The organism is Rhizobium sp. 01T444 (genome assembly GCF_056398305.1).
In genome coordinates this window covers 134,212-156,459 of record NZ_JBFTPD010000013.1, presented here as the reverse complement: position 1 = coordinate 156,459, position 22,248 = coordinate 134,212, and the positions used below count along the sequence as shown (strand labels likewise).

Here is a 22,248-nt window from a genome sequence, read left to right as displayed (position 1 = left end):
ACGCTTCAATCGGATCTCCGCCGGTCGCCATCCCCACTGCAGCTTGTTGCAGAAATTTATCCGGCTTATCGAAAATCGTTAACAGCCTGTCCGTTTTTCGGCCATTTCCCGCCCGAAAGCCTTTTTCCCAATCCTTCAATTTTAATCGAATTCGAGACGAATGCGCTTTTAATTTTAAGCGTATTCGATGTGGATTTGAATCAAGTTCGATGCGCTTTTGAATCAACTAAGCCATTAATTTGATTGCGTAATTTTGCGTGAGATAAAAACGTCCGTGTCATTGTCGTCCTCATAACGGGGAGACGATAATGTCAATTCGAAATCTACTGAAGAGCGGCCTTCTGGCCGTTAGCGTAACGGTGGCAATGGCGGGCGCAGGACAGGCATCACCCCCCAGCATGACACTTGCAGGCAATGCGAGCCCGCCGATCGGGCACTATGAATTCTGTCAGGCCAATCCGAGTGAATGCGCTTATGCCGGCGGTGATGCCGGCCCGGCGATCCTGACCGAGGATCGCTGGAAGGAGATCCTCAAGGTCAACTACACCGTCAACTCGACCATCCAGCCGATGACGGACATGGAGATCTATGGTGTCGAGGAGCGCTGGGCCTATCCGCGCACTGTCGGCGACTGCGAGGATTTCGCGCTGCTGAAGCGCAAGATGCTGATCGATGCCGGCTTCTCTCCATCAGATACGCTGATGACTGTCGTGCTGCAGCCGAATGGCGAGGGCCATGCGGTGCTGACGGTGCGTACGGATCACGGCGACTTCATTCTCGACAATATGCGCAACAAGGTGCTGCTGTGGTCGGATACCGAATACACTTACCTGAAGCGCCAGTCCGCCGATGATCCGGCCCGCTGGACGAAGCTGCAGGACGGCCGCGCCGTCGCTGTCGGTAGCGTGAAGTAACAGGCATACCGGCCCCGGTCAGTCCCCGCATCCCCGTCCCGACCGGCGCCCAGAGCCGTTCCCGCTGTCCCGGGAACGGCTCGCTTCTTTTGTGGCACTCCCTTTTGGTTGAGTTAACGGCCCATTAACTCCCGGCACCCCATCCTCATCAGGAGATTCTTCACCGGCACCGACGACTCGCGTTTTTCTTACGGCGGCCCGATATCCGAGGACGACGATGAGCAATTCCGCCGTGGGCCACCCTGGTGAGCAGCCCCTTCTTTCGACCCGCTTCCTGGTTCGCGTCACGGCGACGATTGCGGTCCTGGCGCTGCTGACGGTTGCGATCAGCGTTGCCGGCCGCTGGTTCGGCCGTCACATCTCGCTTGCGGGCAATACTGAAAGCAATGCCGGGATCACGCTCACCATCGGCCTCGACACGGTCGGCCTGCCTGCCAACACGATTCGCTTCCCCAGCGAACGTCATGACGGCACGGCCGAACGGGTCGATCTCTATCTCACCTGGCCGGAAATGCAGGGCTACAGCAAGGAAACGCGCCAGCGTTTCGACGACGTTGCCCAATCGTCAGGCCTGATTTTCCTGCAGATCACCCAAGGCACGATGTCGCGGGACATGTCGGGCCGGCTGGAGCCGATCTATTCGCACCTGATGGATGGTGCCTCGGAAACCTTTGCCCATGGCCTGACGCTGCACCGCCTGCGAGCCGATGCCGGCTACAACGGCGAGGTGCTGCTGACCGCGCCGCGCGAAGGAAGCGCCGATTACGTCGTGCGCTGCGTCCTGCCCTCGTCTGCGGAAATGGCAACCAGCGGCGATTGCCAGCGCGATATCAAGGTCGGCAAGGATTTAAGTGTGCTCTACCGGTTCTCGAGCCGTCATTTGGCCGACTGGGACCATATTGATGCCGCGATCAGGACTTTTGTGGAAAGCCGGCTTGTGAGCCGGTCTGCAACACTCCGCTAAAATCCCCGCAAATGTCTGAAGAAACGATTCATCATAAACGGATTGGTAACGCTGAACCGGTAGTTTTCCAAGACAGCCGGTTACGCAGTAGGGGGCGCGTGACCCGCCGAATATCCAAAATGCAAGCGAAGAGTGGAATAGTGTCAAGGTCAATTTCCTCCGTATCATCGCCGCGGTCTGCCGGTTTCCTCGCAAAGGTGCTGACGATCCTTTCGATGGCTATCGCGATCGTCGCGGTCGACTCGGTCAATGCCGAAGCGGAAGCTGCAAATCCGAAATATGCCGGTATCGTCGTCGATGCCCGGACGGGGAATGTTCTCTACAGCGAGAATGCCGACCGTCTGCAATATCCGGCGTCGCTCACGAAGATGATGACGCTCTACATGACATTCGAGGCGCTCGAGCAGGGTCGCATCCGCCTCGATACGCCCGTCCCCTTCTCCGCTCACGCTGCCGCCCAGGCACCGACCAAGCTTGGTGTGCGCGCCGGCGGCACGATCACCGTCGAACAGGGTATCCTCGGCCTTGTGACGCTGTCTGCCAATGATGCTGCGACCGCCCTCGGCGAAATGCTCGGTGGTTCGGAAGATCGTTTCGCCCAGATGATGACAGCCAAGGCCCATGCACTCGGCATGACGCGCACGACCTATCGCAATGCCAACGGCCTGCCGAATACCGCGCAGATGACGACGGCCCGCGATCAGGCCCGCCTCGGCATCGCCCTTCGCCAGCATTTCCCGCAATATTACGGCTATTTCAACACCCGCGCCTTCAAGTTCGGCAACCGCGTGATCCGCAGCCATAACCGTCTCGTCGGCTCCGTGCGTGGTGTCGATGGTATCAAGACTGGTTACACCCGCGCCGCTGGCTTCAATCTGGTCAGCTCCCTGCAGGTCGATGGCAAGTCGATTGTCGGCGTGGTTCTCGGCGGTGCATCCACCCCTGCCCGCGACTCGCAGATGCGCAATCTGCTCGCGACCTACATGCCGAAGGCTTCCAGCAGCGGCGGCGCGCTTGTCGCCCAGTCGAAGCCGATGCCCGAGATAATCGAAACACCTGCTCCGGTTTCCCCTGCCAAGGTTGCCCAGGTGGCTGAAAAGAAAACGATCACAGCCAATCAGCCGCCGGTCACGGCAGCCGCTGCCGATCTCGGCCTGCCGCACAAGGGTCCGCTTCCGGACAGCCGTTATCAGACGGCAAGCACCGAAGTTGCCTATGCGGAAACCGCCGCACCCAAGACAGACAATCCCTTGCTGACGCAGCCGATGCCGTCTCCGACCAAGGTCAAGACCGTGCCGATCAAGCAGCAGCAGGAACAGGCTTCCGTCGCCGTGCCGACGCCGGCACCTGCCTATATACCGCCGGAACAGGGCGACACTTCCGTCGACGAGTTGACGACAGCCTCCACCAAGGCTGCCCCGGCAAAGGAAGTTGCCGCCAAGGAAGTGCCACAGCCATCCGGCTGGGTCGTCCAGATCGGCGTTTCCTCCAGTCGTGAAATGGCGATGGACCTCCTGGCAAACGCCAAGGCAAAGGGCGGCAAGGCGCTGAGCTCCGCCAAGCCCTTCGCCGTCGCCTATGCCAATGACGGCGATCAAATCTACCGCGCACGTTTCGGCGGCTTCGATGGCCAGCGTGATGCGGTCAACGCCTGCAAGGCCCTGAAGAAGGCCGGCGTCAAGTGCTGGGCGGCTGCTCAATGAGATATCCGGCGCTGCCTATGAATGATTTGGCGGCGCTCCCGCCTGCCGGCTGCGGTGTTCGCGCCGCCGGCAGTCGATCCTAGTTCGATTTGTATTGCGTACGAGGAAGATGATGTCGATCAACGAGAATATTCCAAATGCGCCTGCAGGGCGCCGGGCGGTCAACAAGGGCCGTTCCGGCCTGCATCCGCTGCACGAAGCAGCGCTGCGTCTTGCCGAAATCGGCCTGCAGCGCCCAAGAGCGAAGTCGCCGAAGACCCGTGATCTCATCAACCTGCTGCTGTGCCACGGTGCGCGCGCCTGGCGCTACTCGCAGCCGGAGGCGCATATCCACCTGCACATCACGTCGCCCGATGGCAATTCGCCGGTCGTGCTGCGTTTGCGCTGAGGCGTCAAAGCAATTCCAGCAGTGCGCAGCGGTTTTGCGTAAAAACAAACGGCTTTAAAGCAATCCGAGTTCCGACAGCTCGCGACGAAGATCTGCTGGCATTTCGGCAATACCGGCGCCGAGACTGTGGAGATCGCGCGGCACATCCTCATCAGGATAATAACGCCAGCCCTGGAAGGCCCGCTTTGGCTGCACCGAGGTTTCGATCACCTCAGGACCGAGCACCAGATGGCAGCGGCCGATCCCCTCACCGTCCGTGAATGTCTGGATATCGAGGATCTTCTGGCGGGCTTGTACCTGCCCCTTGATCACCCAATAGAGCGAGCCGCCGTCGAGCAGTTCTTCCACGCGCTTCGGTACCATGCGGGTCGTATGGACCGAATGCGGTTCCAGTCCAGCGGCGATGGCGCGCAACGACCGTTCGGCCACCCATTCGCGCAGGTCTTCGATCGAGTCGCAGCCGACGCAGAGCTTGATGAGATTTAGTGCCATGCTGCCGTTGAAATCCTTTTGACCGGCAGCGTCAAGAAGGAAGCAACGGGCGTCCACAAACTCAGCATTCTACGACGTTGACGGCAAGGCCCCCAGTCGAGGTTTCCTTGTACTTCTCGCTCATATCGTAACCCGTCTGGCGCATCGTCTCGATACAGGCGTCGAGCGGCACGAAATGCTTGCCGTCGCCCTTTACTGCGAGGGATGCGGCCGTGACCGCCTTCACCGCACCCAGCGCATTGCGCTCGATGCAGGGGACCTGCACCAGGCCGGCGATCGGATCGCAGGTCATGCCGAGATGGTGTTCGAGCGCGATTTCCGCGGCGTTTTCGATCTGGGCCGGCGTGCCGCCCATGACGGCTGCGAGGCCGGCTGCTGCCATCGCGGCGGCCGAGCCGACCTCACCCTGACAGCCCACTTCCGCGCCCGAGATCGACGCATTGTGTTTGATGATGCCGCCGATCGCCGCTGCGGTCAGCAGATAGTCGTGGATGCCGTTCCGGTCCCAGTCCTCGTGGAAATGCTCGTAGTAGCGGATCGTCGCGGGAATGACGCCTGCCGCGCCATTGGTCGGCGCCGTCACGACGCGCCCGCCGGCAGCATTTTCCTCGTTGACCGCCATCGCGTAGACGCTCAGCCAGTCGTTGGCGAGCAGCGGGTTGACGCGGTTGCTGCGCCATTCTTCCTGCAGCTTGTCGTGAATATGCTTGGCCCGGCGTTTGACGTTCAGCCCGCCGGGCATGATGCCCTCGACCTTAAGCCCGCGCTCGATACAGGAGCGCATTGCTTCCCAGATGCGGTCGAGGCCGGAATCCAGCTCCTCGCGGCTGCGCTGGCTTTCCTCATTGGCGCGCTTCATCTGCGCAATCGACAGGCCGGAACGTTCTGCCATTTCCAGCATCTGCTTGGCACTGGCGAAAGGGTAAGGCACCTTGTAATTGCCCTGCGAGGTCTTCTTGCGCGCTCGCATCTGCTCCAGCTCCGTATCGGTAACGACGAAGCCGCCGCCGACGGAATAATAGATGCGCTTGACGAGAAGCCGACCGTCTTTGTCATAGGCGGAGAAGCTCATGCCGTTGGCGTGACCCGGCAGCGGCTGCTTCTTGTCAAAGATCAGGTCCGTTTTCGGCTGGAACTGGTAGGCTGGATGCCCCTCGGGCGTGATCCGGCCACTCTTTTCCACCCCATTGATGATCGCATCCATACGGTCGGGGTTAACCTTGTCTGGCGCCTCGCCCATCAGGCCCAAAATGACCGCCCTGCCCGTTCCATGGCCGATCCCTGTGTGGGCGAGCGAACCGTGCAGGCTCACCTTGATGGCGGCCACCTGCGCGCCGGTGGAAGGACGCGGCCATTCGTTGGACAGGATGAGCTCAAGGAACCGGTTGGCAGCCGTCATCGGCCCCATCGTATGCGAGCTCGACGGCCCGACACCGATCTTGAACACATCGAATACCGAAAGAAACATGGAAGCGCCTTTTAAATTTCACGATGCAGACTATGCCAGCCCGGTTCCGCATCCGCGTGGCGGACCGACATCGCCTTGAACCGGTGCGACATCCGGCCGGACACTAGAGCCTTTCCCGGTCAGATTGAAGCATTCTGTTGGCTCAAACGGAGTCGGATAATCGACCGGCCGGCGCGCGTCGTAGCCCAGATCTACGGCCAAGCCGGCCGGTCGATCAGSCGGCCCGTTTCAGCCAACCCGAAGGGCCGGGCATCTTTCCGCCAGGATCAGAAGCGATCGGCTCGGACATACCCCAGAGGTATGCCCTTCGCCAATCGCTTCTGCCCTGACGAAAACCTGCTCCGGCAGAATGCTKCAAKMTRACCGGGAAAGGCTCTCGTTCGAAGCGCTCCATCTTGCTAGTCATTCTCTTCTTTGCCGGTCATTGCAGCAATCGCATGCATATGTAGAGTGGCCACGTTTGATGCGGGAAATGAATCACTGATGATGACGACGGCGGATTATATCGCGCTTGCCTTCTTTATCTTTATCTGGATGGGCTATTCGTGGCTGTTGCACGGCCAGACCTTCTTCGGGCGCACCAGCCTGACCCATGCCATGGCAGAGCGGCGGCGTGAATGGATATATAATTCCCTGCGCCGCGATTTGAAGATGATCGATACCCAGATCATGGCCGGGCTGCAGAATGGCACCGCCTTTTTTGCTTCCACATCCATTTTCGCGATCGGCAGCTGCTTCGCCTTGCTTGGCGCCACGGAAAAGGTGGACGCGGTCTTCGCCGACCTGCCTTTCGTCTTCCACAGCGGCCACGCCGTCTTCGAAATGAAGGTCGGCGGCCTTGCTGCCCTTTTCGGCTACGCTTTCTTCAAGTTCGGCTGGTCCTACCGCCTCTTCAACTATTGCACCATTCTCTTCGGCGGCATTCCGATGGTGCATGATACGGAGAAGGACATCATTGCCGCCGAGCGGGCGGCGGAGCGTGTCATCCGCATGAACGTCATCGCCGGCAGCCATTTCAACGAGGGTCTCAGGGCGATCTTCCTGTCGATCGGCTATCTCGGCTGGTTCATTAATCCCTATGTTTTTATGGGTACGACATCAATCGTGGTTTTCGTCCTTACCCGCCGGCAATTCTTTTCGGAAGCGCGCCTCGCCATCATGGACGCAAACCCGCCACCAAATCTCCACCTTTCTCCTGTTCAGCGCAACAAGCCGTCAGCGAGTGACGGTGATGAGCTGTCCGAGGGATTGTGAATGATAGTGTCGGCAACGGAAGCGGCGGCTGCCGCAAAACCGCCGCGTATAGGCCTTGTGGATACGGTGCGTGGCGCGGCGCTCATTGCCATGGCCACTTACCATTTCAGCTGGGATCTGGAGTTCATGGGCTACCTTACGCCCGGAACGGCCGAGAGCGGCTGGCTGAAGATCTATGCCCGGGCGATCGCCACCACCTTCCTCTTCATCGTCGGTGTCAGTCTTGTGCTTTCCAGCCGGCCGGACATCCGCTGGCCTTCCTTCTGGAAGCGTTTCGCCATGATCGCCGGCGCGGCCGTGGTGATATCGGCAGCGACAGCCTATTTCGTGCCCGGCGGATGGATCTATTTCGGCATCCTGCATTCCATCGCGGTTCTGAGCCTGATTGGTGTGGTCTTCCTGCGCCTACCCTTGCCCGTGACCCTGCTCGTCGCGCTGGCACTGTTCGTCGCCTGGATCGCCGATGCCTTCGTCATGCCCGGCGTGCTGGATTCGCACCTGTTCGACCCGAAATATCTGGCCTGGCTCGGCTTTGCGGCCACGCCAGACCGGTCGAACGATTTTGTGCCGCTCTTCCCCTGGGCAACGCCCTTCTTCCTCGGCATGGGCCTCGCGCGTCTTTCCTTCCGTACGAACCTGCCGCAGAAGCTGGCATCGTTGGGCACGGGTGGAACATGGCTCGCGCGCCTCGGCCGCCACAGCCTCGCCTTCTACCTCATCCACCAACCGGTGCTGATCGCCATCGCCTATGGCCTGACCTTCATCGTCGCGCCGCCAAAGCCCGATCCGGCCGCGACCTATCTGCGCCAATGCAACACGTCCTGCACGGTCGAGCAGGGCGAAGCGCTCTGCCGCGGCTTCTGCCAGTGCACGCTCGATCAGCTGCAGGCGCAACAACTCTTCGCGCCGTTCCAGGCCGGCGAGGTCAAGGCGGATGATGAGCGGATTATGGCGCTTGCAAGCCAGTGCAGCGCCGAAATAGAGCCTGCGCCGCAGTCACAGCCCGAGCCTCAACAGTGATCAAGCCCCAGGCATGATCAGGCAATGATCAGGTGGTAACGCCGATCTCGGCGAGACGGCCGAGGCAGGCCTCCTCGATATTGTCGAGCTCGGTAATCGTCTCGTCGATATCCTTGCGCTTCTGGCGCAGGTCTTCGCGCTTTTCGTCGACGCGCTTCATGAGCAGCTTGATCTGGCCAAGTTCGCCCGGCGGCTCCTTGTAGACCTGAATGATTTCGCGGATTTCAGCAATGGTGAAGCCGATGCGCCGGCCGCGCAGGATTTCCTGAATGAGGCGCCGGTCGGCAGGCCGGAACAACCGCGTGCGTCCGCGGCGCTCCGGATGGATCAAACCTTCGTCTTCATAGAAGCGAAGCGTGCGCGTCGACACTCCGAATTCGCGCGTCAGTTCCGTTATGGTATAATACTTGTTCACTAACATCTCATCCCCGTCATCGACCCGGCATAATATTGACTTTTACGTAATAGTCAATTTCGGCATCTGCTCAGATACCGAACCACCATGTCGCGAGGCCGAGAAAGGCGAAGAAGCCGGTGCAGTCGGTGACGGTCGTGACGAATACGGACGAGGCGATTGCCGGGTCCGCTCCCATCTTGTCGAGCAGCAGCGGCAGCAGGATGCCGGCAAGCGCCGCTGCAATCAGATTGATGATCATTGCCGCTCCGATGACGGCGCCGAGCTGGTAATTGTGGAACCAGGTGCCGGCGATCACGCCCAGCAGCAAGGCGAAGAGCATTCCGTTCAGTATGCCGACCCCCGCCTCTCTGCGGATGATGCGGCCGGCATTGTAGATATCGAGATCACGGGTCGCGAGCGCACGCACCGTCACGGTCATGGTCTGCGTGCCCGCATTGCCGCCCATGGAGGCGACGATCGGCATCAGCACCGCAAGCGCGATCATCTTCTCGATCGAGCCGTCGAACAGGCCGATGACGCTGGCAGACAGCATCGCCGTGCCGAGATTGATCAGCAGCCACAGGAAGCGCGAACGCACGGTCGAGATGACGTTGTCTGACAGTTCTTCGTCGCCGACACCACCGAGGCGCTTGATGTCTTCGTCCGCCTCTTCGTGGATCACGTCGACCACGTCATCGATGGTGAGCACGCCGACGAGCCGTTCGTTTTCGTCGACGACGGCTGCGGAGAGAAGGTCATACTGCTCGAAGAGCTGGGCAGCCTCTTCCTGGTCCATCTCGGCGGGGATCGGATGGTTCGTTTCCCGCATGATGGTTTCGATCTTCATCTGCCGCTTGGTGCGCAGGATCTGGTCGAGATCGACCGCGCCGAGCAGCTTGAAGGTCGGATCGATGACGAAGATCTGCGAGAAGGAGTAAGGCAGATCCTCTTCGTCGCGCATGTAATCGATCGTCTGGCCGACCGTCCAGAATGGCGGTACGGCGACGAAYTCCGTCTGCATGCGGCGGCCGGCGGAGCTTTCGGGATAATCGAGCGCGCGGCGAAGGCGCACGCGCTCCGTGAACGGCAGCTGCGCGAGAATCTCTTCCCGGTCTTCCTGGTCGAGATCTTCGAGAATGTAGACGGCGTCGTCCGAATCCAGTTCACCGATGGCAGCCGCAATCTGCTCGTTCGGCAATTGGTCGACGATCTCGCGGCGGATCGTCTCGTCCACTTCGGTCAGCGCCGTCATGTCGAAATCGTCGCCGAGCAGGCGCACCAGCGCCAGGCGCTGATCCGGCTGCAGCGATTCCAACAGGTCGCCTATTTCCGATTCGTGCAGGCGCGCGACATTCTGGCGAAGAAACAGCGTGTCGCGGTCGGCGATGGCGGCACCCAGGCGCGCCAGGAAGTCGCTGCGCACATTGCCGTCTTCGTTATAGATGTCGACGTCCCCGTCGGCCGGACGTCTGCGATTGCGGTCTTCCGTGTCGGTCGTCGTCATATGCCGCCCTCGCATCTCAATTTGATTTCAAAGACTAACGAGCCGCATTCGAGAATGTCGGCTGAAAATGCATTGTCAACAAGCGGATAAGCGAATTCCGCCCTGCCCTTGCGGCCGTCGGAATTCTCATTGACCAGCTAGCCGAAAGCATTTCTGCCGTAAAGCGCAAACCTATGCTTTCTGATGACAATGCCTGCGGTCGGTTATAGTTTCCGCTGCCATTTGCCGAAAGGAAGCTTAGCTGTGCCGATCCGCCCGATTCTCCGCTATCCGCATCCCGGCCTGAAGACGGTCTGTGCCCCCGTGACGGTGTTCGATTCGGCCCTGTCGCAGCTTGCCGACGATCTGCTGCTGACGATGCGCGCAGCCCCCGGCGTCGGCATCACCGCTGCCCATACCGGCGTCTTCCAGCGTCTGACGGTGCTGGAGCTCGACAAGGCGGATGACGTGCGCATCTACGCCAATCCCGAGATCACGTGGTTTTCGGACGAGACGATGGTTCATATGGAAGGCAGCGTCTCCATGCCCGGCGCAACGGACGAGGTCACGCGCCCGAAGGCAATAAGGTTCCGCTATCAGGATCTGGATGGCCATCAGCACGAAGAAGAGGCATCGGACTTCCTCGCCATCTGTATCCAGCACGAAGTCGACCAGCTCGACGGAATTTTCTGGCTGCAGCGCCTGTCACGGCTGAAGCGTGAGCGGCTGATCAGGAAATGGGAAAAGACGAAAAGCTGAGGTCCTGCTACGATCGGCCGAACCATCAGCACCCTTGCGGCGTTTGCCTTGCAGAACGAAACCCGGAAGGAGACGGAAATGGCAAAGTCAAAGATCGATGACAAGACCCCGCTTTCCCGCGAAGAGGATTACCGCGACTTCGAAGAACGCAATCTGGATGACGGCTGGCCCTATGCCGACGGCAGCGGCGCAAGGGCTGAGGCAACCGGAAACCGTGCGTATGGCGAAACCTCGGCTAATTTCGACCGCGACCGCAATAGCGGCTTCCGCATCGATGGCACGGATGAGGATGGCAATGAAAACCGCCTGAAGGATTCCCTTGAGCCCGATACGATCGACCGCGACGAGAGTGACGACCTCGAAGCCCGCGTGACCGAGACTCTGGAGAACATCCCTGACGTGGATATCGACAGTGTGGAAGTTCACGCCGACGGCCATACCGTGACGCTGGAGGGTTCCGTCGAAACAATCGGCATTGCCCGCAAGGTTGAGCTCGCCGCCCTGTCGGTGGATGGTGTTCGTCGCGTGCGCAACCGGCTGCAGATGACAGGTGTCGATGCCCACATCCCGAACGAGGATTAAGGCCGAAAAACACAAAGTTGCCGCATTTCAAAACCGGAAAGCGACCTGCTTTCCGGTTTTTATGTCTCTAAAATTACAAATAGTTAATCAATTAAAGATTGCAGGATTGTCATGTTGGCGAAAGCGCTGACATCTCAGGCAATTAACTGTGCCGGCTAAGGTAACGCGCCCCTCAAGAACATTGACAAATATGTGATTTCATTTGGACAAAACGTCGCAAGATGGCTGTCATCACTCTCACAAAATTGCCCGAATTGGGGAGCGGACTCGATCTTGCCGAGGATTGGTTTTGCGTTGTTGAATTCAACAACAGATTGAGGAGATAGACCCATGCGCATGAAATTCGCCGTCGCCGCCACCCTGTTTGCCGTCAGCATGGCAAGTGCCGCTTTCGCGCAGCCGAAATTTATGGACGATTATTCCAACGATGGTGATGGCCTCTACCAGACGCCGGTCGCGCCGGCAAAGCCCGTCCACTACCCGACGCGTGTGGCCCCCCCGGCCTATTCCAGCGACTATACGAATGACAGCGACGGCTTCGCACCTGCCGCGATGTCTAAGCCCGCGAAAGTCGACAACACCGCGACCGCCAGCATCAAGCCGCTTCCGGATTGCCACAGCATGATCGGCCCGAAAGGCTCGCGTCAGAAAGGTGCCGATAGCGGTGCAAGCCGCACAGAGGCATGCCGCGCAATGCATTGACATGATCTAAGAAAGGGCCGGTTTCCGGCCCTTTTCTCTTGTAAATTCAATGTCCCGCGCCGCCTAATCCACACCTGTGGCAAGCTTTTAAAAAAAACTGTCACATCGCGCTTGTGTCCGTCTGAGGCTTTTGCTACATGCTGCCTCGCCGACGCAAATCGGCTCTACCACGATGCGGTCGTGGCGGAATTGGTAGACGCGCAGCGTTGAGGTCGCTGTGGGGCAACCCGTGGAAGTTCGAGTCTTCTCGACCGCACCAAAGAAACCCGCTTCGGCGGGTTTTTTCTTTTTTGGCCATAGGCTTAGTTCTCCGGTGCTGATGTCCTTGCCGCAAGACGAGCGCGCGGCAGCCCTTTCCCGCCGATACCGCCCCTCGTGGATATCACAGCAACGCCTGCTGGCACCGGCTGATTGCATCTGTGAGACGGCTGCCCGCCGCAAAGAGCGATTGAATCGCTCTGCGCCTGCGTCCATATAGAAGCCCGCGCCCGCCCTCTCTTTTTGCGGATAGCGTCAAGGACTGCCATGCTACGCACCGATCTCGACTTCTCCATGCTCCCGAAACTTGGTTCGCGCCCCGTTCGCTGGCGCATCGCCGATGGGATCGTTCCCTATCAGGAAGCGGTGGAGACGATGGAACGGGAAGTGGCTGATATTGCAGATGGCGGCGACGAGCTTGTCTGGCTGCTGGAACATCCGCCGCTCTATACGGCGGGTACCAGCGCCGATGCTAAAGATCTCGTCCAGCCGGATCGTTTTCCGGTCTTCGCCACCGGACGCGGCGGCGAATACACCTATCATGGCCCCGGCCAGCGGGTCGCCTATGTCATGCTCGATCTCAAGCGCCGCAGGCAGGATGTGCGTGCCTTCGTCGCTGCACTGGAAGAGGTCATCATCCGCACGCTCGATTCGATGAATGTGCGCGGTGAACGCCGCGAAGATCGCGTCGGCGTCTGGGTCCGCCGGCCGGAGAGACCCCTGCTGCCTGACGGCACCATGGCGGAAGACAAGATTGCGGCACTCGGCATCCGCCTGCGCAAATGGGTGACCTTCCACGGCCTGTCGCTCAACGTCGATCCCGATCTCGATCATTTCAGTGGCATAGTGCCCTGCGGTATCTCGGCCTATGGCGTCACCAGCCTCGTCGATCTCGGCCTGCCGGTCATGATGACCGATGCCGATATCCGCTTGCGTGTCGCCTTCGAAGAAATCTTCGGCGAAACCGTCAACGATACCGGACACTGTCCCTGATTGCCGTCCTTGATTGCCCAGGCTTCCTGTGGTTCATGACACCATCCGCAAGAAGCAGCCATCATGTCCGAATCTCCCTCCGCACAGAATCCGCTCCAGGGCATGGCCATCATGGCCGGTGCCATGGCCATCCTGCCGACGATGGATGCGATCGCCAAATATATGGCGACCTTCGAGGGCATGTCGCCCGGACAGGTAACCTTCTACCGCTTCTTCTTCCAGCTCGTCTGCACCCTGCCGATCCTCTTTGCCATGTTCGGCATGCAGGCTCTGTCGGCCAAACGCCCGTGGATGAACCTGCTGCGCGGCGCGCTGCATGGTGCGGCGAGCCTGCTTTTCTTCGTCGCAGTCAAATACATGCCGCTCGCCGATGTCTTCGCCATCTATTTCGTTGAGCCTTTCATGCTGACGGCGCTTTCCGCGCTCTTCCTGGGAGACAAGGTCGGCTGGCGGCGCTGGATGGCAATTGTCGTCGGTTTCGGCGGCGCCATGATCGTCATCCAGCCCAGCTATGAGATCTTCGGCCTGAAAGCACTGCTGCCAGTCTTCTGCGCCTTTCTCTTCTCGCTCTATCTCTTCCTCAATCGCGCCATCGGCGAGGCGGATTCGCCGCTGACGATGCAGACCATGTCCGGCATCGGCGGCACGATCTTCATGACCGCGGCACTTTTCGTCGGAAACAGCATCGGCAGTGCCGACTTCACGCCCTCCCTGCCCGCCTCCTGGCTCGGCCTCGTGCTGCTGCTCATTCTCGGCACGATTTCGGGCTATGCGCACATGCTGGTTGTTAAGGCTTTCCGGCTGGCGCCGCTCTCGCTGCTCGCTCCGTTCCAGTATTTCGAGATCATTTCGGCGACCGTGCTTGGTTACGCCCTCTTCGGCGATTTTCCGAATGTTTCCAAATGGATCGGCATCGCCATCATTGTTGCATCGGGGCTTTTTATCATCTGGCGCGAGCGTCTCCAGGCGCGATCACTAAAATCCGCACGAAATGCGGCATCGAAGGTTAACCCTGCTTCTTGAGGGATCTTCAATTCGGGATCGCTAAAACCATTTCCGACTTCATGATGAAGTCTGGAGATAAAACATGAGTGAGTTCCGTCTCGCTTTTCCGGCGTGTGTCATCGCCGGGAAGCATCGGCTGACGGCCGAAGACATAGTGCTGCTGCGCAAACACACCTTTCCGGAGGGAATCCGGACATCCGATCATGTCGTGGTGATGTTAGCGCTCAATAATTCCTGCCCCGAAAAATGCGCCGAATGGAACACGTTCTTCGTTGAACAGCTGGCAGGCTTCATCGTCGATTATACCTATCCGCAGGGCTCGCTGGACGAGATCAACGTCGCATGGATCATGCGCATGTTCACGACCGACGGCGTCGTGAATTCCGCGCTCGAGCTTGAGCTCATCCTGCACGTCATGGAACTCAGCGCTCACGTGCCCGATGAGCTGCGGGCGCTAGCGCTGGATCAGCTCCGCCTGGCGCTCGGCGAGGATATCGGCGGTTACAAGCTGACCCGTGCCACCGACCGCAGGAGCGTCACACGGCAGGACGTGGATTACGTCATGCGCGTTTTGAGAAGCGTCAGCGAAGGCGGCGTCATCGGCGTTTCGTCGATCGAATATGGCGTCCTGCAGCGCATCGAGACGACAACGCTATCAGGCGCCAATCATCAGCGCTGGGGCGAGATCATGGCTTCGGTCGAACTCCGGGATTATGCCCAGCCGAGGCGCAGCCGCTGGCTGCGCATCATCGACGAAGAGCCTGTCGCCGCAGCCGCAGTTGCCTGATCTCCCAAATCTTCAGACTGCCTCTGATTCTTCAGCCCAATTGTGCGTTCCGGCTTTTTATGCGTAAAACTCCGGAACGCATTTCCTGGGTGGAGTCTCGATGTTCAAGAAAATCCTGATCGCGAATCGCGGCGAGATTGCCTGCCGCGTGATCAAAACCGCGCGCCGCATGGGCATTGACACCGTTGCAGTCTATTCGGATGCGGATCGGGATGCTCTGCATGTCGAGATGGCGGATGAGGCCGTCCATATCGGCCCTGCTCCGGCCGCCGAAAGCTATCTTGTCGCTGACAAGATCATCGCCGCCTGCAAGGAGACAGGTGCTGAAGCCGTGCATCCCGGCTACGGCTTCCTGTCGGAACGCGCCTCCTTCTGCGAGGCGCTGGAAAAACAAGGCATCATCTTCATCGGCCCGAAGCCCAAGGCCATCATGGCGATGGGCGACAAGATCGMATCGAAGAAATTCGCCAATGCCGCCAAGGTCTCGACCGTTCCAGGCTATCTCGGCGTCATCGAGGATGTACCCCACGCTGAAAAGATCGCAGCCGAGATCGGTTATCCCGTGATGATCAAGGCCTCGGCCGGCGGCGGCGGCAAAGGCATGCGCATTGCCTGGAACGAAGCGGAAGTGCGCGACGGTTTCGACCGCGCCCGCTCTGAAGCCAAAAGCTCCTTTGGCGACGACCGCGTCTTCATCGAGAAATATGTCGTCGATCCGCGCCATATCGAAATCCAGGTTCTGGCGGATGCCCACGGCAATGTCGTCTATCTCGGCGAGCGCGAATGCTCCATCCAGCGCCGGAACCAGAAGGTCGCCGAAGAAGCGCCCTCGCCTTTCCTCGATGAAAAAACGCGGGCCGCTATGGGCGCACAGTCGGTGGCGCTGGCAAAGGCCGTCGACTATCAGAGCGCCGGCACGGTGGAATTCATCGTTGATCGCGACCGCAATTTCTATTTCCTCGAAATGAACACCCGCCTGCAGGTCGAGCACCCGGTGACGGAACTGGTGACCGGCATCGATCTCGTCGAACAGATGATCCGTGTCGCCGCCGGCGAAAAGCTGCCCTTCGCCCAGAAGGATATCAAGCTGAGGGGCTGGGCGGTCGAAAGCCGCCTCTATGCGGAAGATCCCTACCGCAACTTCCTGCCCTCGATCGGCCGCCTGACGCGCTACCGCCCGCCGGCCGAAGGCCGCAACGGCGATGTGATCATCCGTAACGATACCGGCGTCTTCGAAGGCGCTGAGATCTCCATGTATTACGACCCGATGATCGCCAAGCTTTGCACATGGGCGCCGAGCCGTCTGCAGGCGGTGGAAGCGATGGGACAGGCGCTCGACGCCTTCGTGGTCGATGGCATCGAGCACAACGTTCCCTTCCTCGCAGCACTGATGAAACATCCGCGCTGGCGCGAAGGGCGTCTTTCCACCGGCTTCATTGCCGAGGAATATCCTGAGGGCTTTGCGCCGATCGCGCCGGATGCTTCGGAGGAGGCAGCCCTTGCGGCTATCGCGCTGTCGGCGACCCTGGTCGATGCTATCAGGCGCGAAGGCTTCGCTGATCGCCTGCGTCACCCCAGCGGCCCGCTCCGCGAAGAATGGGTCGTCAAGCTCGGCGGCAATTATGTGCCGGTCAAACTGGTCGATGGCCTCGTCACCATTCCCTTCGAAATGGAAATGGAGGTCGGCGGCCGCATCGAAACCGTTGTCACCGATTGGAGACCGGGCGATCCGGTCTGGCACGGCAGGGTCGCCAGCCGGCAGGTGACGGCGCAGATCCGCCCTGTTCTCAACGGCCTGCGCATCGACTGGCAGGGCCTGTCGGTCAAGGCGCGTGTCTTTACGCCCCGCCATGCCGAGCTTGACCGTCTGATGCCCGTCAAGCTGCCGCCCGATACGTCCAAGCTGCTGCTTTGCCCCATGCCCGGCCTCGTCGTTTCCATTGCCGTCTCCGAGGGCCAGGAGATCAAGGCGGGCGAAACGCTTGCCGTGGTAGAAGCCATGAAGATGGAAAACGTGCTGCGTGCCGAGCGCGACCTCGTTGTCGGCAAGATCAAGGCCGCTCCCGGCGAGAGCCTCGCGGTCGATGCCGTCATCATGGAATTCGCCTAAAGCCTGATGCATAAATTCAAAGAGGAAGAGCGGCCTGCATCCGGATGGATCCACGGCTCTCTCGATCTTTTTCCGCTTGAGCCGTCCTTGCCGGGCGTGCAAGAGTCCGACACGCAAATCACGAGGAGATCGAAGATGGATGTTCGCGCCGCCGTTGCCGTTCAGGCAGGAAAACCGCTCGAGGTCATGACCGTTCAGCTGGAGGGTCCGAAGGCCGGCGAAGTGCTGGTCGAGGTCAAGGCGACGGGCATCTGCCACACCGATGATTTCACCCTCTCCGGCGCTGATCCGGAAGGCCTCTTCCCGGCAATCCTCGGCCATGAGGGCGCAGGCATCGTCGTCGACGTCGGCCCGGGCGTCACGTCCGTGAAGAAGGGCGACCACGTCATTCCGCTCTACACGCCGGAATGCCGCGAGTGCTATTCCTGCACCTCGCGCAAGACCAATCTCTGCACCTCGATCCGCGCGACCCAGGGCCAGGGCGTGATGCCGGATGGCACCTCCCGCTTCTCGATCGGCAAGGACAAGATCCACCACTATATGGGCTGCTCGACTTTCTCCAACTTCACTGTCCTGCCGGAGATCGCCGTTGCCAAGGTCAATCCGGACGCGCCCTTCGACAAAATCTGCTACATCGGCTGCGGTGTGACGACCGGCATCGGTGCCGTCATCAACACGGCCAAGGTCGAGATGGGCGCGACGGCCATCGTCTTCGGTCTCGGCGGTATCGGCCTCAACGTTCTGCAGGGTCTGCGTCTTGCCGGTGCCGATATGATCATCGGTGTCGATATCAACCCGGATCGGAAGGCATGGGGCGAGAAGTTCGGCATGACGCATTTCGTCAACCCGAAGGAAGTCGGTGACGACATCGTGCCCTATCTCGTCAACATGACGAAGCGCCACGGCGACCTGATCGGCGGCGCCGATTACACGTTCGATTGCACCGGCAACACCAAGGTCATGCGCCAAGCGCTGGAAGCGAGCCACCGCGGCTGGGGCAAGTCCATCATCATCGGCGTCGCAGGCGCCGGCCAGGAGATCTCGACGCGTCCCTTCCAGCTCGTCACCGGCCGCAACTGGATGGGTACGGCCTTCGGTGGTGCCCGCGGTCGCACCGACGTGCCGAAGATCGTCGACTGGTACATGGAAGGCAAGATCCAGATCGACCCGATGATCACACACACAATGCCGCTCGAAGACATCAACAAGGGCTTCGATCTTATGCACAAGGGTGAAAGCATCCGTGGCGTCGTGGTCTATTGATGGCCACGCCTGCCTACATGGCCGACCTCAAGGGTCTCGATGAGCTCTCCGCGCGGGAGCTCTACGATCTCTTGAGGATGCGTGTCGACGTCTTCGTCGTCGAGCAGAACTGCCCCTATGCGGAACTCGACGGCAAGGATATCGACGCCCTGCATCTGCGGCTGCTGGATGACGGCGAACTGCTCGGCTCGACGCGGCTCCTGAAGCCATACAGTGCGCAGGATCCGGTAAAGATCGGCCGCGTCGTCGTCTCGCCCACCCATCGCGGCAAGCGGCTCGGTGACGCGCTGATGACCGAATCGATCGCCGCCTGCGAGCGGCTTTATCCGGAAAATCCCATCGCGCTTTCGGCGCAGGCGCATCTGCGCCGCTTCTACGAATCCTTCGGTTTCATGAAAACCTCGGAGGAATATCTGGAAGACGGAATTCCCCATCTCGACATGGTCCGCCAGCCGGCCACCCAGCTGGCGTGAGGATATCGCCATGATCTATGTCGATGCGGACGCCTGCCCCGTCAAACCCGAAATCCTGAAAGTGGCCGAACGCCTCGGCATGGAAGTGACCTTCGTCGCCAATTCGGGCCTCCGCCCGTCGCGCGATCCGATGGTGCGCAACGTCATCGTCTCCAACGCCTTCGRCGCTGCCGACAACTGGATTGCCGACAATACCGGCCCGACAGATGTGGTCGTCACCGCCGATGTGCCGCTTGCGGTTCGTTGCGTTGCCAAGGGCTCCTTTGTCACAGGCCCGACCGGTCGCGTCTTTGATGAAACCAATATAGGCATGGCAAGTGCCATGCGCGATCTCGGCGCGCATCTGCGTGAAACCGGCGAGAGCAAGGGCTACAACGCTTCCTTCAGCCCGAAGGACCGTTCGCGTTTCCTGGAAACCTTCGACCGTCTCTGCCGCCGGGCAAAGAATGCATGATCATCGCCTTGCGCGCTGAAATCGGGTGGCATGGCAGCTATGCCAATTCCTAGCTTGAACTCGGCCGTTCCCTCGCACATATGGGATGTGACGCAGACGACTGCGGCGCTTGGATCAGTCCGGGCGCAAAGTCGCGGGGACGGCCTCGCTCTTGACAAGGAGAGTATGATGGCTTGGTTCCTACTTTTTCTCGCTGGCCTTTTTGAATGCGGTTGGGCAATCGGTCTGAAATATACCGATGGCTTCACCCGTCCGATGCCGACGATCCTCACGGTCATTTCCATGGTGGTGAGTATCATCCTGCTCGGTCTTGCCGTCAAAAGCCTGCCCATTGGCACCGCGTATGCGATCTGGACCGGTATCGGCACGGTCGGCACTGTGCTGCTCGGCATCTGGCTTCTGGGGGACGCGGCAAGCGCCTCTCGTCTGATCTGCATCGCGCTGATCGTCGCCGGCATCGCCGGCCTCAAAATGACCGCCTGAAAAGGAAATATCTGAAATGAAGAAGAGGCTGCGGGCGATGAAGCACCCGCAGCCTCTTCTGTTAAAGCATGTCGCGCAAAAGTGTGCAGCGGTTTTGCGACAACGACACGCGTAAAAACAAAGACCTAAAGCGCAGCAAGCCGATCTGAAAGATCGCGACGCGCTTTAGGCTGATGCGTTTCTGTTATCGATGGACCATGCACCGGCGCCGGCAAAGAACAGGTAGAGGAAGACGAAGCAGAACAGGATCGCGCCGTCGCCCTGGTTGAGAGCCGGGAAGAAGCTGTGCGGCATATGCGCCATGAAATAGGCGATCGCCATTTCGCCCGACAGCAGGAAGGCCACCGGCCGTGTTGCGAAGCCGATGAGAATGAGGATACCGCCGAAGGTTTCCAGCAGTGCCGCTATCAGGAACAAAGTGGACAGCGGGCCGTCGCCTTGCGCTGCCGGGAAACCAAAAAGCTTCATCGTTCCGTGCTCGATGAACAGAAGCGCGGTCATGATTCTGAGAGCGGCCAGACCATAGGGGCGGTAGGCGGATAGACGCTCGAAAGTTGACATAAAGACTCTCCTTAAGGGTGTACTGCCGAGCGTTACCGTGTCTCTAACAGGGATTGAAGACACAGTTTGCTGACAGGCGTTCACAACTTCGACAGTGGATAAACACCTGAAGAACCTCCTTTATTCGTTCACAACGGGATGTTGTCGTGCTTCTTCCAGGGATTGCTGAGATCCTTGTTCCGCAGCATCTTCAGGCCGCGAGCCAGTCGGCGCCGTGTCGAATGCGGCATGATCACCTCGTCGACATAGCCCCGCTCGGCCGCCACGAAAGGCGACAGGAAGCGATCCTCATACATTTTCGTATGCGCCGCGATCTTTTCGGGATCGGCGATATCCTTGCGGAAGATGATTTCGACGGCGCCCTTGGCGCCCATGACGGCGATCTGCGCCGTCGGCCAGGCATAGTTGAGATCGCCCCGCAGATGTTTCGACGCCATCACGTCATAGGCGCCGCCGAAGGCCTTGCGGGTAATGACGGTCAGCTTCGGCACGGTCGCCTCCGCATAGGCGAAAAGCAGTTTGGCGCCATGCTTGATGAGCCCGCCATATTCCTGCGCCGTGCCCGGCAGGAAGCCCGGCACATCGACGAAGGTGACGATCGGAATGTTGAAGCAGTCGCAGAAGCGCACGAAGCGCGCCGCCTTGCGCGAGGCGTCGCTGTCGAGCACGCCGGCAAGCATCATCGGCTGATTGGCGACGAAACCGACAGTCGAGCCCTCGATGCGCCCGAAGCCGCAGACGATGTTCTTGGCGAAGCTCGCCTGTATCTCGAAGAAATCCCCCTCGTCCGCCACCTTCTGGATCAATTCCTTGATGTCGTAGGGCTTGTTGGCATTGGCCGGGATCAATGTATCCAGCGAATTGTCGGCATCGGTCACCGACTGGTAACATTCGATCTCAGGCACCGGCGAGGTGTTCGACTGCGGCAGGAAATCGATAAGCCGGCGCACCTGCAGGAGCGTATCGACATCATTGTCATAGGCGCCGTCGGCAATCGAAGAGCGCGTCGTATGCACACTCGCGCCGCCGAGTTCTTCGGCCGTAACAGTCTCGTTGGTGACGGTCTTCACCACATCGGGACCGGTCACGAACATGTAGGACGTATCGCGCACCATGAAGATGAAATCCGTCATGGCAGGCGAATAGACGTCGCCGCCCGCGCACGGTCCCATGATGACGGAGATCTGCGGAATAACGCCAGAGGCCAGCACATTGCGCTGGAAGACCTCGGCATAACCGCCAAGGGCTGCGACACCTTCCTGAATGCGCGCGCCACCCGCATCATAGATGCCGATGATGGGCGCGCGGTTCTTCAGCGCCATATCCTGCACCTTGATGATCTTCTCGGCATGGGCTTCCGAGAGCGAGCCGCCGAAGACGGTGAAATCCTTGGCGAATACGAAGACGGTACGGCCGTTGACCGTGCCCCAGCCGGTCACCACGCCGTCGCCGGCAATGCGGCTCTTGTCCATGCCGAAATCGGTGGAGCGGTGCTCCACGAACATGTCGAACTCTTCAAAGGAATCTTCGTCGAGAAAGAGATCGATGCGTTCGCGCGCCGTCAGTTTGCCGCGCTGGTGCTGCGCGTCGATGCGCGTTTGTCCGCCACCGAGACGAGCGATACCACGGCGGCGTTCGAGCTCTTCCAGAATATCCTTCATGATCTCCCCTCGCCGCCGTTGACGGCCGATTTTACAGCTAGAGCAATTCCAGCAAAAGTGTGCAGCGGTTTTGC

Annotated in this window: 23 protein-coding genes and 1 tRNA gene; 18 read left to right on the top strand and 6 right to left on the bottom strand. The window is 59.9% G+C overall.

Going from position 1 to position 22,248, the window contains the following annotated elements; all coding sequences use genetic code 11:
* The first annotated feature begins 308 nt into the window (after positions 1-308).
* The 4 genes from AC1DTN_RS18930 to AC1DTN_RS18915 all read left to right on the top strand — a co-directional run bounded on the left by AC1DTN_RS18930 (position 309) and on the right by AC1DTN_RS18915 (position 3,969).
* Positions 309-914: a transglutaminase-like cysteine peptidase gene (locus AC1DTN_RS18930; RefSeq protein ID WP_477922057.1), complete on the top strand. Its 606-nt coding sequence runs from the start codon at positions 309-311 to the stop codon at positions 912-914.
* A 217-nt stretch (positions 915-1,131) separates the two neighbouring features.
* A complete protein-coding gene (locus tag AC1DTN_RS18925; protein WP_477922055.1) occupies positions 1,132-1,878 on the top strand; it encodes a hypothetical protein in 747 nt (248 codons plus the stop codon).
* A gap of 119 nt (positions 1,879-1,997) precedes the next feature.
* Positions 1,998-3,581 carry a serine hydrolase gene (locus AC1DTN_RS18920; RefSeq protein ID WP_439015035.1) on the top strand — a complete coding sequence of 528 codons (1,584 nt, stop codon included), beginning with the start codon at positions 1,998-2,000 and terminating at the stop codon, positions 3,579-3,581.
* Positions 3,582-3,693: 112 nt separating this feature from the next.
* Positions 3,694-3,969 (top strand): hypothetical protein, encoded by a 276-nt coding sequence (locus AC1DTN_RS18915; protein WP_310388317.1) that lies wholly within the window; start codon positions 3,694-3,696, stop codon positions 3,967-3,969.
* A gap of 54 nt (positions 3,970-4,023) precedes the next feature.
* On the opposite strand, the gene AC1DTN_RS18910 is transcribed toward AC1DTN_RS18915, so the two are convergent.
* Both AC1DTN_RS18910 and AC1DTN_RS18905 read right to left on the bottom strand, forming a co-directional pair.
* Complete coding sequence (locus tag AC1DTN_RS18910) at positions 4,024-4,461, bottom strand: DUF1489 family protein (protein ID WP_310388143.1); 438 nt, start codon at positions 4,459-4,461, stop codon at positions 4,024-4,026.
* A 61-nt stretch (positions 4,462-4,522) separates the two neighbouring features.
* A complete protein-coding gene (locus AC1DTN_RS18905) occupies positions 4,523-5,929 on the bottom strand; it encodes an L-serine ammonia-lyase (protein WP_477922053.1) in 1,407 nt (468 codons plus the stop codon).
* Between the two features lie 486 nt (positions 5,930-6,415).
* Here AC1DTN_RS18905 and AC1DTN_RS18900 point away from each other — a divergent pair, with 486 nt between their 5' ends.
* Entirely contained in the window at positions 6,416-7,183 is a 768-nt protein-coding gene (locus tag AC1DTN_RS18900; RefSeq protein WP_113323430.1) for a DUF599 domain-containing protein, read from the top strand.
* Positions 7,184-8,203: a heparan-alpha-glucosaminide N-acetyltransferase gene (locus tag AC1DTN_RS18895; RefSeq protein ID WP_477922051.1), complete on the top strand. Its 1,020-nt coding sequence runs from the start codon at positions 7,184-7,186 to the stop codon at positions 8,201-8,203. It abuts the gene before it with no gap.
* A 28-nt stretch (positions 8,204-8,231) separates the two neighbouring features.
* Here AC1DTN_RS18895 and AC1DTN_RS18890 read toward each other — a convergent pair whose 3' ends face one another.
* Both AC1DTN_RS18890 and mgtE read right to left on the bottom strand, forming a co-directional pair.
* Complete coding sequence (locus AC1DTN_RS18890; protein ID WP_037102513.1) at positions 8,232-8,624, bottom strand: MerR family transcriptional regulator; 393 nt, start codon at positions 8,622-8,624, stop codon at positions 8,232-8,234.
* 64 nt (positions 8,625-8,688) lie between these two features.
* Complete coding sequence (gene mgtE, locus AC1DTN_RS18885; protein ID WP_113323426.1) at positions 8,689-10,104, bottom strand: magnesium transporter; 1,416 nt, start codon at positions 10,102-10,104, stop codon at positions 8,689-8,691.
* Between the two features lie 243 nt (positions 10,105-10,347).
* Here mgtE and AC1DTN_RS18880 point away from each other — a divergent pair, with 243 nt between their 5' ends.
* The 12 genes from AC1DTN_RS18880 (at position 10,348) to sugE (ending at position 19,952) form a co-directional block, all read left to right on the top strand.
* Positions 10,348-10,842, top strand: coding sequence for a peptide deformylase (locus AC1DTN_RS18880; RefSeq protein WP_477922049.1), 495 nt, complete (start codon positions 10,348-10,350; stop codon positions 10,840-10,842).
* A gap of 78 nt (positions 10,843-10,920) precedes the next feature.
* The gene (locus AC1DTN_RS18875; RefSeq protein ID WP_439015043.1) at positions 10,921-11,424 is read left to right on the top strand and encodes a BON domain-containing protein; all 504 of its coding nucleotides are present in this window, start codon (positions 10,921-10,923) and stop codon (positions 11,422-11,424) included.
* A 330-nt stretch (positions 11,425-11,754) separates the two neighbouring features.
* Complete coding sequence (locus tag AC1DTN_RS18870; protein ID WP_439015045.1) at positions 11,755-12,126, top strand: hypothetical protein; 372 nt, start codon at positions 11,755-11,757, stop codon at positions 12,124-12,126.
* Positions 12,127-12,300: 174 nt separating this feature from the next.
* A tRNA-Leu gene (locus tag AC1DTN_RS18865) sits at positions 12,301-12,385 on the top strand.
* Between the two features lie 266 nt (positions 12,386-12,651).
* Positions 12,652-13,377, top strand: coding sequence for a lipoyl(octanoyl) transferase LipB (gene lipB, locus AC1DTN_RS18860; RefSeq protein WP_477922047.1), 726 nt, complete (start codon positions 12,652-12,654; stop codon positions 13,375-13,377).
* A gap of 63 nt (positions 13,378-13,440) precedes the next feature.
* Entirely contained in the window at positions 13,441-14,400 is a 960-nt protein-coding gene (locus tag AC1DTN_RS18855; RefSeq protein ID WP_477922045.1) for a DMT family transporter, read from the top strand.
* Between the two features lie 64 nt (positions 14,401-14,464).
* Positions 14,465-15,169 carry a hypothetical protein gene (locus AC1DTN_RS18850; RefSeq protein ID WP_477922043.1) on the top strand — a complete coding sequence of 235 codons (705 nt, stop codon included), beginning with the start codon at positions 14,465-14,467 and terminating at the stop codon, positions 15,167-15,169.
* A gap of 100 nt (positions 15,170-15,269) precedes the next feature.
* A complete protein-coding gene (locus tag AC1DTN_RS18845; protein WP_477922041.1) occupies positions 15,270-17,279 on the top strand; it encodes an acetyl-CoA carboxylase biotin carboxylase subunit in 2,010 nt (669 codons plus the stop codon).
* 135 nt (positions 17,280-17,414) lie between these two features.
* Entirely contained in the window at positions 17,415-18,542 is a 1,128-nt protein-coding gene (locus AC1DTN_RS18840) for an S-(hydroxymethyl)glutathione dehydrogenase/class III alcohol dehydrogenase (RefSeq protein ID WP_007826120.1), read from the top strand.
* Positions 18,542-19,015, top strand: a complete 474-nt coding sequence (locus AC1DTN_RS18835) for a GNAT family N-acetyltransferase (protein WP_113323418.1) — start codon at positions 18,542-18,544, stop codon at positions 19,013-19,015. Before AC1DTN_RS18840 ends, AC1DTN_RS18835 begins: the two co-directional genes overlap by 1 nt.
* Positions 19,016-19,025: 10 nt before the next feature.
* Positions 19,026-19,469, top strand: a complete 444-nt coding sequence (locus AC1DTN_RS18830; RefSeq protein ID WP_477922039.1) for a YaiI/YqxD family protein — start codon at positions 19,026-19,028, stop codon at positions 19,467-19,469.
* 168 nt (positions 19,470-19,637) lie between these two features.
* Positions 19,638-19,952, top strand: a complete 315-nt coding sequence (gene sugE, locus AC1DTN_RS18825; protein ID WP_113325762.1) for a quaternary ammonium compound efflux SMR transporter SugE — start codon at positions 19,638-19,640, stop codon at positions 19,950-19,952.
* 165 nt (positions 19,953-20,117) lie between these two features.
* Here the strand turns inward: sugE and AC1DTN_RS18820 are convergent, their stop codons facing one another.
* Positions 20,118-20,513, bottom strand: a complete 396-nt coding sequence (locus AC1DTN_RS18820; protein WP_477922037.1) for a DoxX family protein — start codon at positions 20,511-20,513, stop codon at positions 20,118-20,120.
* 128 nt (positions 20,514-20,641) lie between these two features.
* Entirely contained in the window at positions 20,642-22,174 is a 1,533-nt protein-coding gene (locus tag AC1DTN_RS18815) for an acyl-CoA carboxylase subunit beta (RefSeq protein WP_442205857.1), read from the bottom strand.
* Positions 22,175-22,248 lie beyond the last annotated feature (74 nt).

Bases quoted from the DNA above. Each gene is read 5' to 3' on its own strand.
- AC1DTN_RS18930 (WP_477922057.1), top strand. From the start codon at position 309: ATGTCAATTCGAAATCTACTGAAGAGCGGCCTTCTGGCCGTTAGCGTA.
- AC1DTN_RS18925 (WP_477922055.1), top strand. From the start codon at position 1,132: ATGAGCAATTCCGCCGTGGGCCACCCTGGTGAGCAGCCCCTTCTTTCG.
- AC1DTN_RS18920 (WP_439015035.1), top strand. From the start codon at position 1,998: ATGCAAGCGAAGAGTGGAATAGTGTCAAGGTCAATTTCCTCCGTATCA.
- AC1DTN_RS18915 (WP_310388317.1), top strand. From the start codon at position 3,694: ATGTCGATCAACGAGAATATTCCAAATGCGCCTGCAGGGCGCCGGGCG.
- AC1DTN_RS18910 (WP_310388143.1), bottom strand. From the start codon at position 4,461: ATGGCACTAAATCTCATCAAGCTCTGCGTCGGCTGCGACTCGATCGAA.
- AC1DTN_RS18905 (WP_477922053.1), bottom strand. From the start codon at position 5,929: ATGTTTCTTTCGGTATTCGATGTGTTCAAGATCGGTGTCGGGCCGTCG.
- AC1DTN_RS18900 (WP_113323430.1), top strand. From the start codon at position 6,416: ATGACGACGGCGGATTATATCGCGCTTGCCTTCTTTATCTTTATCTGG.
- AC1DTN_RS18895 (WP_477922051.1), top strand. From the start codon at position 7,184: ATGATAGTGTCGGCAACGGAAGCGGCGGCTGCCGCAAAACCGCCGCGT.
- AC1DTN_RS18890 (WP_037102513.1), bottom strand. From the start codon at position 8,624: ATGTTAGTGAACAAGTATTATACCATAACGGAACTGACGCGCGAATTC.
- AC1DTN_RS18875 (WP_439015043.1), top strand. From the start codon at position 10,921: ATGGCAAAGTCAAAGATCGATGACAAGACCCCGCTTTCCCGCGAAGAG.
- AC1DTN_RS18870 (WP_439015045.1), top strand. From the start codon at position 11,755: ATGCGCATGAAATTCGCCGTCGCCGCCACCCTGTTTGCCGTCAGCATG.
- lipB (WP_477922047.1), top strand. From the start codon at position 12,652: ATGCTACGCACCGATCTCGACTTCTCCATGCTCCCGAAACTTGGTTCG.
- AC1DTN_RS18855 (WP_477922045.1), top strand. From the start codon at position 13,441: ATGTCCGAATCTCCCTCCGCACAGAATCCGCTCCAGGGCATGGCCATC.
- AC1DTN_RS18850 (WP_477922043.1), top strand. From the start codon at position 14,465: ATGAGTGAGTTCCGTCTCGCTTTTCCGGCGTGTGTCATCGCCGGGAAG.
- AC1DTN_RS18840 (WP_007826120.1), top strand. From the start codon at position 17,415: ATGGATGTTCGCGCCGCCGTTGCCGTTCAGGCAGGAAAACCGCTCGAG.
- AC1DTN_RS18835 (WP_113323418.1), top strand. From the start codon at position 18,542: ATGGCCACGCCTGCCTACATGGCCGACCTCAAGGGTCTCGATGAGCTC.
- sugE (WP_113325762.1), top strand. From the start codon at position 19,638: ATGGCTTGGTTCCTACTTTTTCTCGCTGGCCTTTTTGAATGCGGTTGG.
- AC1DTN_RS18820 (WP_477922037.1), bottom strand. From the start codon at position 20,513: ATGTCAACTTTCGAGCGTCTATCCGCCTACCGCCCCTATGGTCTGGCC.
- AC1DTN_RS18815 (WP_442205857.1), bottom strand. From the start codon at position 22,174: ATGAAGGATATTCTGGAAGAGCTCGAACGCCGCCGTGGTATCGCTCGT.